Below are 16680 nucleotides of genomic sequence, written 5' to 3'. Positions count from 1 at the left end.
ATGAAGCGCTCCACATTCAACCGCATCGGTCTGCTCTTCGTGGCGCTGGTCATCGTTTCGCCGGTCGTGCTGTTCTTCCTCTGGATGATTTCGCTCTCGCTGAAATACGAGATCGACAACGGCGCCTATCCACCGATCCTCATTCCGGATCGCATCGCCTGGTCGAACTACGTCAACGTCTTTCAGGAAAACAACTTCTTCCTCTATTTCTGGAACTCCATTCTGGTGACGGGGGCGGCTACCCTGCTTGCGCTCGTCATCGGCGTGCCAGCCGGCTACGGCATTGCGCGGCTGAAGGCTGAGAAATCCGCGATCGTCATCATGATCGCCCGCATGACGCCGGGCCTGTCCTTCCTCATTCCACTGTTTCTGCTGTTCCAATGGCTCAATCTGCTTGGAACCCTCTGGCCGCAGATCATCATCCATCTCGTCGTCACGGTCCCGATCGTCGTCTGGATCATGATCGGCTATTTCGAGACGACGCCGATGGAGCTGGAGGAAGCCGCGAGCATCGATGGCGCCACACCCTGGCAGGTCTTTCGCCTCGTCGCCCTGCCGATCGCGCGACCCGGCATCGTCGTTGCCTTCATCCTCTCCGTCATCTTCTCCTGGAACAACTTCGTCTTCGGCATCGTGCTTGCCAGCCGCGAGACCCGCACCTTGCCGGTCGCCGTCTACAATATGCTCTCCTTCGAGCAGGTGAGCTGGGGACCGCTTGCCGCCGCAGCCCTGATCGTGACGCTGCCGGTCCTCGTGCTGACAATGTTTGCGCAGCGTCAGATCATCGCCGGTCTGACTGCCGGTGCCGTAAAATGACGCGCCTGGCAGCCATGGGCATACGGAATAACAGAAAATCTTGCCGAGATCGGATCGATATCGATCCGATCAGCGCATGATGTCACCAGAACAAGCGGAATGCCGCCTTGAGCTCCTCGTCGATTTTTGATCCTCCATCCGGCCGGCCCAAACGCATCCTCTGTGTCGGCGCCGCCGTTCTCGATACGCTTTTTCGCGTCCGCACGCTGCCGCAGGGCCAGGGAAAAGTCTTGCCCTATGACATGCTGCAGATTGCCGAAGGGATGGCTTCGAGCGCTGCCTATGCCATTGCCCGGCTGGGTGGCGAGGTGAGCCTTTGGGGCGCTGTTGGCCGCGACGCAACTGGCGAGCGCATCATCCGTGATCTGGACGCCGCCGGCATCGATGTGTCCGGCATATCGCTGGTGGAAGGCGCCCGTTCCGCCGTTTCGACCATTCTCGTGGACGATGACGGCGAAAGGCTGATCGTTCCCTTCTATGATCCGCAGCTGCATCACACCGTCAAGGTCTTTACGCCAGAGGACCTTGCAGCCTTCGACGCTGTGCTTGTCGACGTCCGTTGGCCGGCTCTCGCGCTTGAGGTTCTCAGAACCGCAAGATCAATGGGCAAGCCGGCAATCCTTGACGGCGACGTGGCACCTGACGGCATTATCGAGCAATTGGCACCCGAAGCCACCCATATCGTCTTTTCCGAACCTGCAGCGCAACGCCTGACAGGAACCGGAGATTTCGCCGAAATGGCTTGCCTGTTGAAGCGCAGGTTCGGCCATTCCTTCATCTGCGTGACCGCAGGGGCTGCCGGCAGCTTCTGGTTCGACGATCAAAGCCATGACATCCGGCATAGCCCGACAATTGCCGTCAAGGCGGTCGATACTCTTGCCGCCGGCGATATCTTTCACGGCGCCTTCGCCCTTGCCGTAGCCGAGGGGAAAATGGCCGCAGACGCGATCCTGTTCTCATCCGTGGCAGCCGCCATGAAATGCGAAGTGTTCGGAGGACGATCGAGCGCACCGACACGCGCCGAAGTCATCGCGCGCCTCCGCATGCATGAAGCGCCAAGCCGCGCCTGAGCGGTGCGCTCAAATCCTGCAACACGTATCGATCATCCTTGTTTTAAGGAGTGACTCCGATGCACGCGTGGATTATAAAAATCACGCGACTCAAGCAGGAGGATCGCCAGATGAGAAATTTCGGCACCAATTGACGCTGAACGGCAATGCCGAACGGGGCTGCTGTCAGTCCATTCTCGTCCATTGACATCCTCTTCAGTGCCCACGGAGGGCATTCATGCTACGTCGCTTCTTCTCCTATTATGCACGCTATAAAAAGCTGTTTTTCCTCGATTTCGGCTGCGCCGTGCTCGCCGGTCTGCTGGAGCTCGGCTTCCCACTGGCCGTCAAGCTCTTTATCGACCACTTGCTGCCGAGCCGCGACTGGGGATTGATCTTTGCAACGGCAGCGTTGCTCCTTGTCATTTATGCGGTGAATACGGGCCTCTCGGCCGTGGTCAATTACTGGGGCCATGCGCTCGGCATCTCGATCGAGTCGGACATGCGTCGGCAGGCCTTCGAGCACATTCAGAAGCTCTCCTTCCGCTACTTCGACAATAATCGTACCGGTCACCTGATTACCCACGTCACCAAGGATCTAGAGGAAGTGGGCGAAATCGCCCATCACGGTCCCGAAGACGTCTTCATTGCGATCATGACTTTCATCGGCGCGTTCTTGCTGATGTTCAATGTTCATTGGAAGCTCGCGCTTCTGACGACGCTCATCGTGCCGTTCATGACTTGGCTCGTCAGCCGTTATGGCGCGCGCATGACGCTGAACTGGCGCCATCTCTTCAGCAAGGTGGGCGACTTCAACACCAGAGTTCAGGAAAGCGTCGGCGGCATTCGAGTGGTCAAAGCCTTCGCCAACGAGGATTATGAAAGCCAGCTGTTCGCCCGCAACAACGAGGCCTATAAGACGACCAAGCTCAATGCCTATGCCTACATGACGGCAAGCATCGCGCTCAGCTACTTCAGCACGCATCTCGTGCAACTGGTCATCATGGTGGCGGGAACATGGTTCGTCGTCGCGGGCGAACTGACCTATGGCGGGTTCGTCGGCTTCCTGTTGCTGATCAACGTCTTCTTCCAGCCGATCAACAAGATCACCTCCGTGCTGGAAATGTATCCGAAGGGCATTGCCGGCTTCAAACGCTTCGTGTCGCTGATCGACACGGAGCCGGACCTTGCCGACAAGCCCGATGCCGTTACGGTCACGCATCTCAAGGGCGATATTGCCTACAGGAATGTCGCTTTCGGCTATTCCGACCAGGGCATGATCTTCGAGGATCTGAACCTGGCGATCACAGCCGGCGAAACCATCGCTTTCGTCGGAGCCTCGGGAACCGGCAAGACGACGATATGCTCGCTGCTACCGCGCTTCTATGACGTGACGGCAGGAAGCATCACCATCGACGGCATCGATATTCGCGACATGACGCAGACGTCGCTGCGCAGCCAGATCGGCATCGTGCAGCAGGATGTTTTCCTATTCGGCACCACCATTCGCGAAAACATCGCCTATGGACGGCTTGGCGCCAGCGATGCCGACATCATGGAAGCGCTGCGGCGCGCTTCGTTGGACGAATACGTAAGCTCGCTGCCCGACGGCCTCGACACGCCGACGGGCGAGCGCGGCGTCAAGCTTTCCGGTGGCCAGAAGCAGCGTCTCGCAATCGCCCGCATCTTCCTGAAGGACCCGCCGATCCTCATTCTGGACGAAGCCACCTCGGCGCTCGATACGGCAACGGAATACGCAATCCAGCAAGCGCTGTCGGAGCTTGCGAAGGGTCGTACGACGCTCGTTGTCGCGCATCGGCTGTCGACGATCCGCAATGCCGACCGCATCATCGTCATGGGCGACAACGGCATTGTCGAAGAGGGCTCGCATGATGAACTGCTTGCCCGCCGCGGCGCTTACGCACGGCTGCATAACGCACAGTTCGGGCTTTATGCCTGATTTGCCTGCATGAACGGAGCCGGGGTCAGTATCCCGGCTCTCTTCAGAATGACGACGATCGATACGCTCATTGAAAATCGAACACGCTCAAACCCGCCGCCACTTCGTCAAGGCCAAGCGGACGCGTGACCGGCGGCTCCGCCCTTGCCAAACAGCCCTGACGTTCGCATAGGCGACAGGCCGGACCGATCGCGACCTGGTTGGCACCCAGCGCCGTCCCGTAGACCACCTCGTCGCGATGGACGATATCGCAGCCGATCAGCAGTGCGGTGCGGCGCATCCTCTCGCCAAAATCGGCCCGCGGCCCCTCCACCGTTCGCGATATCGTCAAAAAGCCGCCGCCGTCGGGCATTTCGGCGGCGTCCACCAATATCTGGCCGGGCTGCGCGAAGGTGGCATGGATATTGAGCTTGGGACAGCCGCCGCCGAAGCGTGCCTGCGGAAACCCCTGTGCACCTGCCTTGCGCAGCCGATGGCCGGCAGTGTCGATCTCCATCAGGAAAAACGGAATACCTGATGCGCCCGGACGCTGAAGGCTGGTCAGCCGCGTGGCGGCCTGTTCATAGGAAACGCCGAAGCGGGCACAGAGGAGATCGATATCGCAATTCAGGCGCTGTGCTGCCGAGAGATAGGCGCCATACGGCATAAGAAGCGCATGCGAGGCATAACGCGCCAGCTCGAAACGAGCGATACGGTTGGCTTCGGGCGTGGAGAGAGCAAGGGTTGTCAGCTCGGCGGCGATCTCCTCGCGCAGCGCCAGGAGCGAGGCCTCGGTTGCAATCTCCCGCAATTGATCGAAGGGTGACAGGCGCTCGGACAGGAAGAGCCGCATCGAATGCCGATCGTAGCGCCGGCGCAGGCCAGGCATGGCGCGCACCGGCAACAGGCGGACCGCGATGCCGTGCTCGCCCTTCAACCAGGCTTTGAGCGCCCCGGCCATGTCGTCGCCTACCGAAAGACGCTCGTGGAAAGCCTCCGCGGCATCTTCGATGCGCGCGAAGAAGTTCGGGCGCGATTGCAGGCGGTCGTGAACCTCGTCGAGGGGGAGACGTGGCCCGGCAACCTCGGCAACCCTACCCTCGCGCGACAGAAGCTCGGCGAGATCGGATAGTCTTGCGGCCTGCTCGCGATAGGCACGATAGAGCCGGATCATGCCGTTCGCCGCATTCGGCGCGGCTTCGGCAAACTCGATCAGCTCCTGATCGCCGGGGATCTCGCCTGCGAGCAACGGATCGGCAAAAACTTCCCGCAACTGCCCTGCATTGCCGCCCTGCTCGCCCTGCAATTCGTCGAGGTCGACCTTATAGACCGACGACAACTTCAACAGTAGTTGCACCGTCAGCGGCCGCTGATTGCGCTCGATGAGGTTGAGATAGGACGGCGAGATATCAAGCGCCTGCGCCATCGTCGTCTGCGTCAGACCGAGACCCATGCGGATGCGTCGAACCCGAGGGCCGGCGAAGATCTTGCGCTCAACCATGTGTCATCCTTTTTACAAGCATCTACTCGACAAATTTTACAGGATTTACAATTTTACTTCGAAGCAATGTCAACGATAGCACATCCTAACCCTTTTATCTAACGGGATCTTCTCGCTTCTCTGGCTCTCAAGGCGGTGTCATTGTAAAAACAGTCATGCAAGCGAGATCGATCGGAGGATCGAGAGGAAGTATCGGGAGAATGGCATGACAGATTTTTACAAACTGGTTCCCAACGCGCCTGCCGGGCGTTTCAATGGTGTCGAGCGCCCCTATCAGGCAGCGGATGTCGAGCGGTTGCGCGGGTCGATCACCATCCGCCATTCGCTGGCCGAGATGGGTGCGAACCGCCTCTGGCAGCTCATTCATGAGGAAGATTTCGTCAATGCGCTTGGCGCTCTCTCGGGCAATCAGGCCATGCAGATGGTTCGCGCCGGCCTAAAGGCGATCTATCTCTCGGGATGGCAGGTGGCCGCCGACGCCAATACGGCGTCTGCCATGTATCCCGATCAGTCGCTTTACCCGGCCAATGCAGGCCCGGAACTCGCAAAGCGCATCAATCGCACCCTGCAGCGCGCCGACCAGATCGAGACTGCCGAGGGCAAAGGGCTTTCCGTCGACACATGGTTTGCACCGATCGTCGCCGATGCTGAGGCAGGCTTCGGCGGCCCGCTGAACGCCTTCGAAATCATGAAGGCCTATATCGAAGCGGGCGCTGCCGGCGTCCATTTCGAGGATCAATTGGCATCGGAAAAGAAGTGCGGCCATCTCGGCGGCAAGGTTCTTATCCCGACAGCCGCCCATATTCGCAATCTCAACGCAGCCCGGCTAGCAGCAGACGTCATGGGCGTACCGACGCTCGTTGTCGCGCGCACCGATGCCGAAGCAGCCAAGCTTCTGACGTCTGACATCGACGAGCGCGACCAGCCCTTCGTCGATTACGACGCCGGCCGCACGGTGGAAGGCTTCTATCAGGTCCGGAACGGCATTGAGCCCTGTATCGCGCGCGCCGTCGCCTATGCGCCGCATTGCGATCTTATCTGGTGCGAGACGTCGAAGCCGGATCTCGAGCAGGCGCGTAAATTTGCCGAAGGCGTGCATCGGGTCCACCCCGGCAAGCCGCTGGCCTATAATTGCTCGCCGTCCTTCAACTGGAAGAAGAATCTCGACGATGCGACGATCGCGAAATTTCAGCGGGAGCTGGGGGCGATGGGCTACAAGTTCCAGTTCATCACGCTTGCCGGCTTCCACCAGCTGAACTTCGGCATGTTCGAGCTTGCCCGGGGTTACAAGGCCCGCCAGATGGCGGCCTATTCCGAACTGCAGGAAGCGGAATTTGCAGCCGAAGCCAATGGCTACACCGCCACCAAGCATCAGCGCGAAGTCGGCACCGGCTATTTCGACGCGGTCTCGCTGGCGATCACCGGCGGCCAGTCATCCACGACGGCCATGCACGGATCGACCGAGCATGCCCAGTTCAAACCAGCGGCAGAGTGACATCGAGATCATAGGAGGAGAATGAAATGCCATCAATAGCACGCGTTCGCGAGAGAGCCGAGGAGCAGTCTCTCACCATGAATACCGATCAGCAGGCAGTCATCCGCATGTTGGCCAACGAGCTGCATCGCCTCAATCAAGCGGTCATGAATGCGGTCGAGGCCGGCGTCTCCGTCGAGCTCGTCCGCTCGGCCCGCCACCATGGCGGCAACGGCAACTGGGGCGATCTCCTGATCCCCGTCGTCGTCGCCAAGGTAACGCAGACGGCTTGACGACAACAGTATTCAGCGAATGTTCGGGCCGCGCCGTCATCCAACGGCCGGCCCGTTTCCATGGCTTGCGATCAGGGCGTCCCGTTGCCGGCGAAGTCCGCAAACGCGTGTTCGATTGCCTCGGCGCTCGCGCCGGAAGCTACTAGCGCGGCCAGCAAAACCCTCGCCTGCCCCGGCCGCAGCGTGGAGGAATGGATTGCGCCGGCTTCGGCAAGATCATGTCCGCCACCGCCGCCGCCATAGCTTGAAACAAGCAATCCGTCCGGCACCCGGCTGGACACGACGACGGGGACACCGACGCCGACACAACGCCTGACGGCTTCGACCAGCCGCGGGTTGGCATTGCCCGAACCGAGTCCTGCGAGAACGATGCCATGGGCATCGGCCCGGAGGCTTGCATCGACATGCACCGAGTCACAGCCCGGATAAATCGCCACCACGTCGACGCGAACGCTATCGAGGGCTGCGGCAAGGCGCGGGCTTGGCGGATTTTCGAGTCGCCGCGATTGCCTGAAGGCATCGGCGACATCCGAGGACCGCTTGTAGAGTCCCCATGCGGGCAACAACCGTCCGCCGAAACAGACGAGCACGCCGCGGCTCGCATTGGCGGGATCGATGGCGGCGGCAACGGCTGCGGCGAGGTTGGCAGGGCCATCTGCCCTGGGGTGATCGGCGGTGAATTGCGCACCCGTAAACACGACCGGCTTGCTCAGCCCGTGTTGCAAATGAACGAGCAGCGCCGTCTCTTCCATCGCATCCGTGCCATGCAGAATGACGATGCCGTTGACCGCGGCATCGCCGAGTAATTCCCGCACCTTGTCGCTGATCCCCTGCATGTCGGCGAGGGTCAGGCTTGCCGAATCCTTTGCCATCAGTTCGATCGGTCTTAGATCGACGGGCATGTCGGGAAGCAGTGCCAGCAGGCTTTCTCCCGTCAATGATGGGATGCTGGCGCCGCTGTCGGTACGCTCGCTTGCAATGGTGCCGCCGGTGGCAATGACTGCCACCAGCGGAATGACCTGCCCTGCTGTCACGACTGGCCTCGCTCGGCCGCGAGCCGATGGATGCGGTCGCGCAGCAGATACCAGCCGATGACCAGGGCCGGTACGATCAGGATAAGAGACGCGATTGTCCAGGTGCCCACGGGATAGTCGAGCGCCATCAGCACCAGCACTGCAAAGAGGAAGACCAACGTCAGTATGCCGGTATAGGGCGCACCGAACATGCGGAAATCCGGACGAGCCATCTCGCCGCGTTTCGCGAGCTTCCAGAGCTTCAGCTGGCACAATACGATCACGGCCCAGGCCGAGATGATGCCGAGCGCCGAGAGATTGAGCGCAATCTCGAAAGCCGATGCAGGCACGACAGCGTTCAGCGCCACGCCGATGACGGTGACGGCAGCCGTTACCGCAATGCCGCCGTAGGGCACGCCGGCCTTGTTCATCTTGGCAAGCGCTGCCGGCGCCGAGCCGGAGACGGCCATCGAATGCAGGATGCGGCCAGTGGAGTAGAGGCCGGCATTGAGCGAGGAGAGCACCGCCGTCAGCACGACGAGGTTCATGATGATATCTGCGCCTTCGATGCCGATCGTCCCGAAGAAGGTGACGAACGGGCTCTCGCCGGCCTTATAGGCCGTGTATGGCAGAAGCAGCGACAGAAGCAGAACCGAACCGACATAGAAGATCAGCAGGCGGGCGACCACCGTGCGGATCGCACCCGGCATGACCTTGCGCGGATCTTCCGTTTCTCCGGCGGTTGTCCCGATCAGTTCGATCGACGCATAGGCAAAAACCACGCCTTGTATGATGACGAAGGCGGGTAGAATACCATTGGGGAAGAAGCCGCCGCTCTCGCTGATGATGCTGAAGCCTGCCGTATGGCCGGCAATAGGCGTGCCGGAAACGACGAAATAGATACCGATGACAAGGAAGCTGACCAGCGCCAGAACCTTGACGAGGCTGAACCAGAATTCAAGCTCGCCGAAAACCTTCACCGACAGAAGGTTCATGGCCAGCACGACCACCAGCGCGATCAGCGCGAAGACCCACTGGTCGATGCCGGCAAGCCAGGGAACATAGTGCTTGAAGAAATTCATGTAGAGGGCGACGGCCGTGACATCGGCAACTGAGGTCATGGCCCAGTTCAGCCAGTACATCCAGCCGACCGCAAACGCCATCTTCTCGCCGTAGAACTCACGGGCATAGGAGACGAAAGAACCGGAGCTCGGCCGATGCATGATCAATTCGCCAAGCGCGCGCAGCACCAGGAAGGCAAAGAAGCCGCAAAGCGCATAGACGAAGATGAGAGCCGGGCCGGCCGCGGCAAGACGTCCGCCCGCGCCGAGGAACAGACCGGTGCCGATGGCGCCACCGATGGCGATCATCTGGATCTGCCTCGGCTTCAATGCCTTGTGATAGCCAAAATCCTCATTGGCCGGCGGCCGGCGATCCGCCGGGATATTCTGAATGGGGTCGACTGACATTGCTCCTCCCATGAGCCGTTCGTCTGTGGACAGATCCGGGGTGCATATCTGCACCCGACAGGATGGTTTGCCTTAATCAAGCCGTCAATCGAGACTATCGATCGCCGGTCATGCTGTAATGCTGTATGACAGATTTTCCCTCTTAGCCACAGAAACAGCGGCAGGTCAAGCCAAACGCGCCTGTTGACGCGGTGGAATGCAGCGGATAACAGATCTCAAATCTGTCATACAGCTTGACAGATATAGCTTGAATTTGGCCGTAGGAGGATAATGTGGTCAAGACGCGAAGCGAGTATGACCTGCTGGGCGAAAAGGATATTCCGGCCGATGTCTATTGGGGGGTGCATACTGCAAGGGCGGTGGAAAACTTCCAGGTAACGGGCACGCCGATAGGACGCTATACGCATCTCATCCGCGGCCTTGCCTTCGTCAAGGAAGCAGCGGCTGTCGCCAATCACGAACTCGGTCTTCTGAGTAGGGAAAGGCTCGACGCCATCGTGCGCGCCTGCCGCGAAATCCGTGCCGGCGAGCTGCATGAACAATTCGTCGTCGACGTGATTCAAGGCGGCGCCGGCACCTCGACCAACATGAACGCCAACGAGGTCATCGCCAACCGCGCGCTCGAGCTGCTCGGACATGCCAAGGGCGACTACGTCTATCTTCATCCGAACGATCACGTCAATCTCAGCCAGTCGACCAACGACGCCTATCCGACGGCCGTCAATGTCGCTTTGATCGAAGCGATCGATGGTCTTGCGGCGACCATGGAGACCCTGCAAGCGGCTTTCGAGCGCAAGGCCAAGGAGTTCGACGGTATTCTGAAGGTCGGTCGCACGCAGCTGCAGGACGCTGTGCCAATGACGCTTGGCCAGGAATTCCGGACCTTCGCCGTGATGCTCGGGGAAGACAGAGCCCGCCTGATCGAGTCGGCTGCCCTCCTGCATGAGGTCAATCTCGGCGCCACCGCCATCGGCACCGGCCTCAACGCGCCAGTCGGCTATGCCGCCCTCGCCTGCGCTCATCTGGCGCGGCTCACCGGCCGTCCTCTTGTGACCGCGAGCGACCTCATTGAGGCCACACAGGACCCCGGCGCCTTCGTCCACCTCTCGGGCGTGCTCAAGCGCGTTGCCGTCAAATTATCGAAGACTTGCAATGACTTGCGCCTGCTTTCTTCAGGCCCCAGGGCTGGCATCGGCGAGATCACGCTGCCAGCGATGCAGGCGGGTTCGAGCATCATGCCCGGCAAGGTCAATCCGGTCATCCCGGAAATGGTCAACCAGGTGGCGTTTTCGGTCATCGGCAACGACATCACCGTGACGATGGCGGCGGAAGCAGGCCAACTCCAGCTTAACGCCTTCGAGCCCATCATCGTGCGGTCTCTGTCGGAAAGCATCATGCATCTGACCGCTGCCTGCCATATCCTTGCCGAACGCTGCGTCGACGGCATCACGGCCAATCCGGCGATCATGGCACAGCGGCTGCAGGAATCGATCGGGCTTGCCACGGCGCTCAACCCGCTGATCGGCTATCAGGCGGCGACCGCGGTTGCCCGCGAAGCGCTGGCAACAGGGCGCACCGTGCCGGAAATTGTGCTTCAGCATGAATATCTGACCGTAGAGGAGCTGTTTGAGGCATTGCGGCCGGAACGGCTCGCCAACCTACCGACCGCTATCAACGCTGCGGCTGGTCCTCGCCGATGATCGTGGTCACCACGCGCTTCACCTGACCGAGATGAGCTTCCATCGCCGCGATGGCCTCCTGCTCTTGTCCCGCCGCAATCGCTTCGACGATGCGGCGGTGCTCGACATTCGAGGCCACGCGTCGCTGCGCCATCATGTTCACCAGCTCCGATTGGCGCATCAGTGCATCGCGAGCGTCGGAAACGATCTTCGCAAAGACAGCATTTCCCGAGGATTCGGCAATCATGGAGTGGAATTCCGAATCCAGACCCACCCACTTCAAAGGGTCTTCTTCCCGATCCATTCGATCGCAAAGCTCGAACAGGCGCGTCAATTGCTGCTCCGTTCGCCGCAGCGCCGCCCAGCCGGCTGCCGGAACCTCGATGAAGGGACGCGCCTCGATCAGATCACGCGCCGAATAGCCGCCGTAACGCAGCTCCGGGCCTGGCGTCGATGTGATGACATAGGTGCCGCTGCCGGTACGGGTCTGGGTAAGGCCGAGTGTCTGTAGCGAACGGAGCGCTTCGCGGATAATCGGGCGGCTTACGCCATAGTGCGCGGCAAGCTGCGATTCGGCGGGCAGCCGTATCCCGACCGCCAACCGTCCTGAAGTAATTGCCGAACGAATATCCTCAAACACTGCCTCGGCAGCATTTTTCCGACTGATCGGACTTGTATAAGATAACCAATCAGCCACCTCACTCATGACGGTCAAACTTCACAAACATGCTTCGCTTGTCAAGGATCTGACGGCGAAATGGTGCATGTTCGCCCGGTTCGACACCATACGAAACGACCCGGCTCGATATGGAGAACGGCATCGGCGACAACTTGCACTTGATGTCCGGCCCGCGGAGATATAAAGAAATCCTTATCTCTTTATATGGAGTCGGATTTGCCCCTCCCCTTGTTTGCTTTGTTTCTGGCCGCCTTCGCGTTCGGCACGACCGAGTTCGTCATCGCGGGTATTCTCCCGGATGTGGCTCAGGGCTTGGGTGTCTCGATCCCTTTCGCCGGCTATCTGGTTTCCGGCTATGCGCTGGGAATTGCACTCGGCGGACCGTTCTTGACTATGGCGACGCGGCGGGTTTCACGCCGTACCATTCTGCTCGCCCTGACCGTCGCCTTTTGCCTGGGGCAGATCGCCTGCGCGCTCGCGCCCAACTTTGCTACCATGCTTCTCTTTCGCATTGCGACCGCCATCGCCCATGGTGCCTATTTCGGCATTGCCATGGTGGTTGCGATCGGCCTCGTACCGCAGGCGTTTCGCGGGCGCGCCGTCTCCGTGATCCTTGCGGGCTTGACGGTCTCGAATGTCATCGGCGTCCCTGTCGGTGCCGCGATCGGCGGGTTTTGGGGATGGCGGACGACATTTTGGGCAATGACCCTGGTCGGCATCCTCGCCCTGGCTGCGATATGGATATTGATCCCGCCGACGAAAGCAGACCCTCAGCAATCCGGCCATTTCAGTCGCGAAGTGCGCGTTCTCGGCCGCCAGCAGGTCTGGACGTCCCTCATCATGATGCTCGCCTTGATGATCGGGCAAATGGTGCCGTTCACCTACATAACGCCGCTTTTGCGCGAAGTGACCGGCCTTGATGCCATGTTTATTCCATGGATGCTGCTACTCAACGGCATCGGAGCGACACTGGGCGTTTTCATTGGGGGCCGACTGTCGGACTGGAAGCTGATGCCATCGCTAATCGTCATGCTCGCTGTCCAGGCTGCGGTCCTTGTCGTCCTCTACCTCGTCAGCCCCTATCCCCTGCTGATGGCCGTGACGATTTTCGTCTGGGGTGCTCTCAATTTCGCCATCGGCACCCCGATCCAGGCGCGCATTCTGATGTGGACGGCCGATGCGCCGAGCCTTGCTTCCTCGCTCATCCCATCAGGATTCAATATCGGCATTGCGATCGCAGCAATCGTCGGCGCTGCTCTGCTCGAAGGCGGATATGGCTATCGCAGCCTGCCGGTGCTCGGCGCCTTCGCGCTCGCCCTGGCCTGCGTGGTCGCCATCCTCTCAGCAGCACGCGAAAGCCGCAGCGGCGCAGTTCCGCCACATGCGGCTCTTAGGTGATTTCGCCCGCAGCCACATTTGGCGTCATCCAGCCCAGTAGCTACTGGTTTCCATAGCAATGACATAAACGAGCCTGCCAGCCCTACTCGTCGCCAATGGGACTATCGTGACCTGACACAAGCCCGGTCGAAACCACAGTTTCAAAGTACTCGACCTTCAACTCGAAGGAGCGCAAAAGCTTCTGCGTGCTCGGCTTCACCACCGCATCGTCGAAAGCGCCCTTGCCGAAGTGACCGGCGGAGGCCATATCGGCCCAAAAGCTCATGACCACCAGCTCGTTGTCAGTCCCCCGCACCTTGCGGGCAAGCGTTGCTCCGAGATGGCCGGGAAGGCGCGCCATTTCGACAAAGGTGGTCGTCTCGAGATGCCTTGCATAGGCTGCCAGCACCTCGTCAGAGCCGGCAACGGCTCGCCAGGAACGAATGATCATGTCACCCCCACACAGACCGGCGCATGCGGGGCGTCATCGCCCCCTGCCCGGTCACTGCCGAGGATTTATGCATCAGTTTCGTCGCCCGGCAATCCCGATCGATGGAAAATGGCCCTTGCTTCCGGGCCACCACTACATCGGTCAGACGATCAGTCCCTTCATTGGCAGGACGTGATCTGAGCCGGGGAAGACATCGCGCGTCAAGACGGCTGGCGATGCGCCAAGCAGATCGACCGCGATACCCTTGACGACGGCGCGCAGATCCGTGGTGGCGGCAAGATCGCGGCCATCGCGCAATTGCGCCTGCTTGAGGCCGGGCCAATCGGCAATCACCCGGCCACCCTTGATCGCGCCGCCGGCGAGGAAGGCCGTCGTTCCGGTGCCGTGGTCCGTGCCCTGCGTGCCGTTGACCTGCGCCGTGCGGCCGAATTCGGTCGCAACGAAGATCGCAGTATCCTTCCAGGCTGGACCAAGCTCCTGCTGGAACGCGGCAAAGGAATTGTCGAGCCCGACGAGAAGCTTGTTCAGCCGATCCACTTCGCCCGCATGGGTGTCCCACCCTTCGAAGGCAAGCGCTGCAACGCGGGGGCCGTCATCCTGCGCCAGCAGGCGGGCAGCGCCTCTCGCCATCTGCTCCATTCCCGTGGGATCGCCGGGGCCGCCCCTTGCCTTGACGTCGAGGCCGGCGGCAATCTTGCCGGTCGAGATACCCTCGGCAAGGATTTTCGCAAAGAGCGGATCAGTGTGATTGTAAAGATCCATCAGCCTCGGGGGCAGGTCGTCGCTGACCGGCTGCAGATTGGATGGCGACCAACCCAGCACCGGCGCCTTGCCGCGAATGACGAGCGGCGCGTTGGCGCCGACGGACAATCCGCGGATCTCCGATGCGCCGGGCGAAACCTTCTCGCCCTTCGGCAGGCCTTCCAGCATCCGGTTCAACCAGCCTGAATCGACGCGGCCGGGCATTTCGTAGCCGGACTCGAGCACGTCCTGCCCGTCGAAATGCGACCGGTCGCGATAGGGTGTCGCGCTGGCATGCACGACTGCCGCCTGCCCTGCCCGATAAAGCCTGTTGAAATTCGGCATCGACGGATGCAGCGCAAAGAAGCTGTCGAGCGGAAGAGCCGCCTCAGGGCCGCTCGTCGTCATGGCAATCGCTTGCCTTAGCGCCGCATAATCAGGATCGCCGACCGGTGGCACGGCCGTCAGGCCATCGAGCGCGCCGCGCAGGATGATGGTGATGAAGCGCGGGTCGCGGCCGCCGGCGGCGTAGGCGAAGCGCGGGATGAAGGCCCAGGCAAACAAGGCGCCTGAGGCACCGAGTACGGCACGACGGGTGGGGGTCATGAGTTCGCAGGTCATGGTCAACGCCTTTGAAATTCGGGGGAAAGATAAGCGATCGTCAGACCCTGGTTACGGGTCTCCGCACGCGATACCGCCTGCAGCGTTTCCTTCGAGAGAAGCGGCCCCAGGCTGTCGGAAACGAAGCGACGCGGATCGACCTGGGGCGGCACGGCATTCGCAATCATATTGGCGACATCCATGCGCATGCTGAGGCTTTCGCTGGAGGCCCAGAGATCGACGGTGTCGGCAAAGCCATTCGGGCCGGCTGGCGCCCAGAAGGGCTGCCCCATGGCGGTCAAGGCGCCGAGAATGACGTTCGGCTTCGGCGTCTCGCCGCTTGCCCGCAAAAGCGCGGTCATGAATTCCAGCGGTGAGCGAACCTTCGACAATGTCGGGTTCCAGGCATCCTCGGAGCCGACAAGCGCCCGATAGACGGCCGACAGATCGCCATCCGTCTTGCTGAAGGTCGCCGCAACGGTCTGCACAAGTCCCGGCGGCGGCGTGTCGGCAACGAAATGCCGGACGAGCTTGGTGGCGATGTGCTGCGCGGTTGCCGGGTGGCGGGCGAGATCGCGCAACGCTTCCCGCCCCTGCCCCACACCATTGTCGGCGTAGGTGAGGCCGAGTAGCGTCTGGTCGCCAGGTTCGTGTGCGCCGGCGTTAAAAACGAAAGTGCCGGGCGTGCCGAGCTTGCCTTCGGCGCGCGCCACCGTCCAGCCGGTGATGATTTTGGCGAGCGTTGTCACGTCGGTCTGCGTATAGCCGCCATTGACGCCGAGCGTGTGGAGTTCCAGCGTCTCGCGGGCAAGGTTCTCGTTGAGACCGCGCTTCTTGTTGGCATTAGCCTTGGAGTTCGGCCCGATCGATTGCTGATTGTCGAGATAGCCGAGCATGGCCGGATGGGTTTCGACAGCGAGCAGCATGTCGGCGAACCGCCCGAAGACATGCGGCCGGATCGCTTCGCGCTCAAAGGCGCCGGCAACGATATGCACCTCCTCGCCCTTGGAGATGGCAACGGAGAAATGGTTGGCCCAGAACATGGCGAGCCGTTCGCCGAAGCCGATCAATGGCTGCCGTATCGTACCGTTGAAGCGGGCATCCACCTCGGCCAGCAGAACCTGCTGCGGCAGATAGGGCATCTGCGGCTTTTCAACCTTCTCGACCACCTTGCCGATCGCGGCCGCCATCATCTGATTGTTGGGCTGGGCAGCCATGCCTTGATTGGCCGCCTGGCCCGCCATGGTCCCGGAAGGCTGCGCCGCAGGCTTCTGCGGCTGCTGCGGACCCTGCATCGGCTTGTCCTGCGGCGTGGCGGCGACGGCGGTCACGGCCTGCTGCCTCGCCTCCTTGCGCTGTTCCTGGAACGCGTAGAGAGAAACGAGGAGATCGGCTGTGGATTGCAGCTGCGCCCCGACCGGAACCGGAACGAAGCGCTCGGTGATTTCTTCCAGCAACGCACCGCGCGGATCGGATGCGATCGCGGTCGTGCCGTTATGGTCTGCCCCTAACCCAAAACGAGAAAGAGCGAGCGCGGCATAAACGTCATTGGATTGCTGAGCCATGGTCTTGCCAACTCCTGCATCGAACACGCTCCTT

General features: G+C 61.0%; 14 protein-coding genes. 7 read left to right on the top strand and 7 right to left on the bottom strand.

Going from position 1 to position 16680, the window contains the following annotated elements; genetic code table 11:
- From BJ928_RS23925 to BJ928_RS23915, 3 genes are all read left to right on the top strand, one after another.
- On the top strand, positions 1–816 hold the full coding sequence (locus BJ928_RS23925; protein ID WP_047632695.1) for a carbohydrate ABC transporter permease: 816 nt from the start codon (positions 1–3) through the stop codon (positions 814–816).
- A gap of 107 nt (positions 817–923) precedes the next feature.
- On the top strand, positions 924–1886 hold the full coding sequence (locus tag BJ928_RS23920; RefSeq protein ID WP_047632693.1) for a sugar kinase: 963 nt from the start codon (positions 924–926) through the stop codon (positions 1884–1886).
- 217 nt (positions 1887–2103) lie between these two features.
- A complete protein-coding gene (locus BJ928_RS23915) occupies positions 2104–3825 on the top strand; it encodes an ABC transporter ATP-binding protein (protein WP_047632691.1) in 1722 nt (573 codons plus the stop codon).
- 67 nt (positions 3826–3892) lie between these two features.
- Here BJ928_RS23915 and BJ928_RS23910 read toward each other — a convergent pair whose 3' ends face one another.
- A complete protein-coding gene (locus BJ928_RS23910; protein ID WP_047632689.1) occupies positions 3893–5305 on the bottom strand; it encodes an XRE family transcriptional regulator in 1413 nt (470 codons plus the stop codon).
- 205 nt (positions 5306–5510) lie between these two features.
- Between BJ928_RS23910 and aceA the strand changes: the two genes are divergently transcribed.
- Positions 5511–6800, top strand: a complete 1290-nt coding sequence (gene aceA, locus BJ928_RS23905) for an isocitrate lyase (RefSeq protein WP_047632687.1) — start codon at positions 5511–5513, stop codon at positions 6798–6800.
- A gap of 26 nt (positions 6801–6826) precedes the next feature.
- Positions 6827–7072: a hypothetical protein gene (locus BJ928_RS23900; RefSeq protein WP_047632685.1), complete on the top strand. Its 246-nt coding sequence runs from the start codon at positions 6827–6829 to the stop codon at positions 7070–7072.
- Between the two features lie 71 nt (positions 7073–7143).
- Here the strand turns inward: BJ928_RS23900 and BJ928_RS23895 are convergent, their stop codons facing one another.
- Together BJ928_RS23895 and BJ928_RS23890 are read right to left on the bottom strand one after the other, a co-directional pair.
- Entirely contained in the window at positions 7144–8106 is a 963-nt protein-coding gene (locus BJ928_RS23895; RefSeq protein WP_047632683.1) for an asparaginase domain-containing protein, read from the bottom strand.
- Positions 8103–9554, bottom strand: a complete 1452-nt coding sequence (locus tag BJ928_RS23890) for an amino acid permease (RefSeq protein ID WP_047632682.1) — start codon at positions 9552–9554, stop codon at positions 8103–8105. The genes BJ928_RS23895 and BJ928_RS23890 overlap by 4 nt, the downstream gene beginning before the upstream one ends.
- A gap of 272 nt (positions 9555–9826) precedes the next feature.
- Here BJ928_RS23890 and BJ928_RS23885 point away from each other — a divergent pair, with 272 nt between their 5' ends.
- Entirely contained in the window at positions 9827–11254 is a 1428-nt protein-coding gene (locus tag BJ928_RS23885) for an aspartate ammonia-lyase (protein WP_047632679.1), read from the top strand.
- On the opposite strand, the gene BJ928_RS23880 is transcribed toward BJ928_RS23885, so the two are convergent.
- On the bottom strand, positions 11226–11939 hold the full coding sequence (locus tag BJ928_RS23880; protein ID WP_047632676.1) for a FadR/GntR family transcriptional regulator: 714 nt from the start codon (positions 11937–11939) through the stop codon (positions 11226–11228). The two genes, BJ928_RS23885 and BJ928_RS23880, sit on opposite strands and share 29 nt — an antisense overlap.
- Positions 11940–12128: 189 nt before the next feature.
- On the opposite strand from BJ928_RS23880, the gene BJ928_RS23875 reads away from it, so the two are divergent.
- Positions 12129–13310: an MFS transporter gene (locus tag BJ928_RS23875; RefSeq protein WP_183079449.1), complete on the top strand. Its 1182-nt coding sequence runs from the start codon at positions 12129–12131 to the stop codon at positions 13308–13310.
- 82 nt (positions 13311–13392) lie between these two features.
- Here the strand turns inward: BJ928_RS23875 and BJ928_RS23870 are convergent, their stop codons facing one another.
- The 3 genes from BJ928_RS23870 to BJ928_RS23860 all read right to left on the bottom strand — a co-directional run bounded on the left by BJ928_RS23870 (position 13393) and on the right by BJ928_RS23860 (position 16646).
- Positions 13393–13740: a hypothetical protein gene (locus BJ928_RS23870; protein WP_047632673.1), complete on the bottom strand. Its 348-nt coding sequence runs from the start codon at positions 13738–13740 to the stop codon at positions 13393–13395.
- A 141-nt stretch (positions 13741–13881) separates the two neighbouring features.
- The gene (locus tag BJ928_RS23865) at positions 13882–15102 is read right to left on the bottom strand and encodes a DUF1501 domain-containing protein (RefSeq protein WP_047632672.1); all 1221 of its coding nucleotides are present in this window, start codon (positions 15100–15102) and stop codon (positions 13882–13884) included.
- A gap of 2 nt (positions 15103–15104) precedes the next feature.
- The gene (locus tag BJ928_RS23860; RefSeq protein WP_047632670.1) at positions 15105–16646 is read right to left on the bottom strand and encodes a DUF1800 family protein; all 1542 of its coding nucleotides are present in this window, start codon (positions 16644–16646) and stop codon (positions 15105–15107) included.
- Positions 16647–16680 lie beyond the last annotated feature (34 nt).

The sequence above is a fragment of the Rhizobium sp. WW_1 genome (genome assembly GCF_003610155.1).
GTDB classification, from domain to species: Bacteria; Pseudomonadota; Alphaproteobacteria; order Rhizobiales; family Rhizobiaceae; genus Rhizobium; species Rhizobium tropici_A.
Note: the sequence above shows the minus strand (reverse complement) of the source record. Positions and strands in the feature narration are given on the sequence as shown.

Coding starts and splice junctions, on each gene's coding strand:
- BJ928_RS23925 (WP_047632695.1), top strand. CDS start 1: ATGAAGCGCTCCACATTCAACCGCATCGGTCTGCTCTTCGTGGCGCTG.
- BJ928_RS23915 (WP_047632691.1), top strand. CDS start 2,104: ATGCTACGTCGCTTCTTCTCCTATTATGCACGCTATAAAAAGCTGTTT.
- BJ928_RS23910 (WP_047632689.1), bottom strand. CDS start 5,305: ATGGTTGAGCGCAAGATCTTCGCCGGCCCTCGGGTTCGACGCATCCGC.
- aceA (WP_047632687.1), top strand. CDS start 5,511: ATGACAGATTTTTACAAACTGGTTCCCAACGCGCCTGCCGGGCGTTTC.
- BJ928_RS23900 (WP_047632685.1), top strand. CDS start 6,827: ATGCCATCAATAGCACGCGTTCGCGAGAGAGCCGAGGAGCAGTCTCTC.
- BJ928_RS23890 (WP_047632682.1), bottom strand. CDS start 9,554: ATGTCAGTCGACCCCATTCAGAATATCCCGGCGGATCGCCGGCCGCCG.
- BJ928_RS23880 (WP_047632676.1), bottom strand. CDS start 11,939: ATGAGTGAGGTGGCTGATTGGTTATCTTATACAAGTCCGATCAGTCGG.
- BJ928_RS23870 (WP_047632673.1), bottom strand. CDS start 13,740: ATGATCATTCGTTCCTGGCGAGCCGTTGCCGGCTCTGACGAGGTGCTG.
- BJ928_RS23865 (WP_047632672.1), bottom strand. CDS start 15,102: ATGACCTGCGAACTCATGACCCCCACCCGTCGTGCCGTACTCGGTGCC.
- BJ928_RS23860 (WP_047632670.1), bottom strand. CDS start 16,646: ATGGCTCAGCAATCCAATGACGTTTATGCCGCGCTCGCTCTTTCTCGT.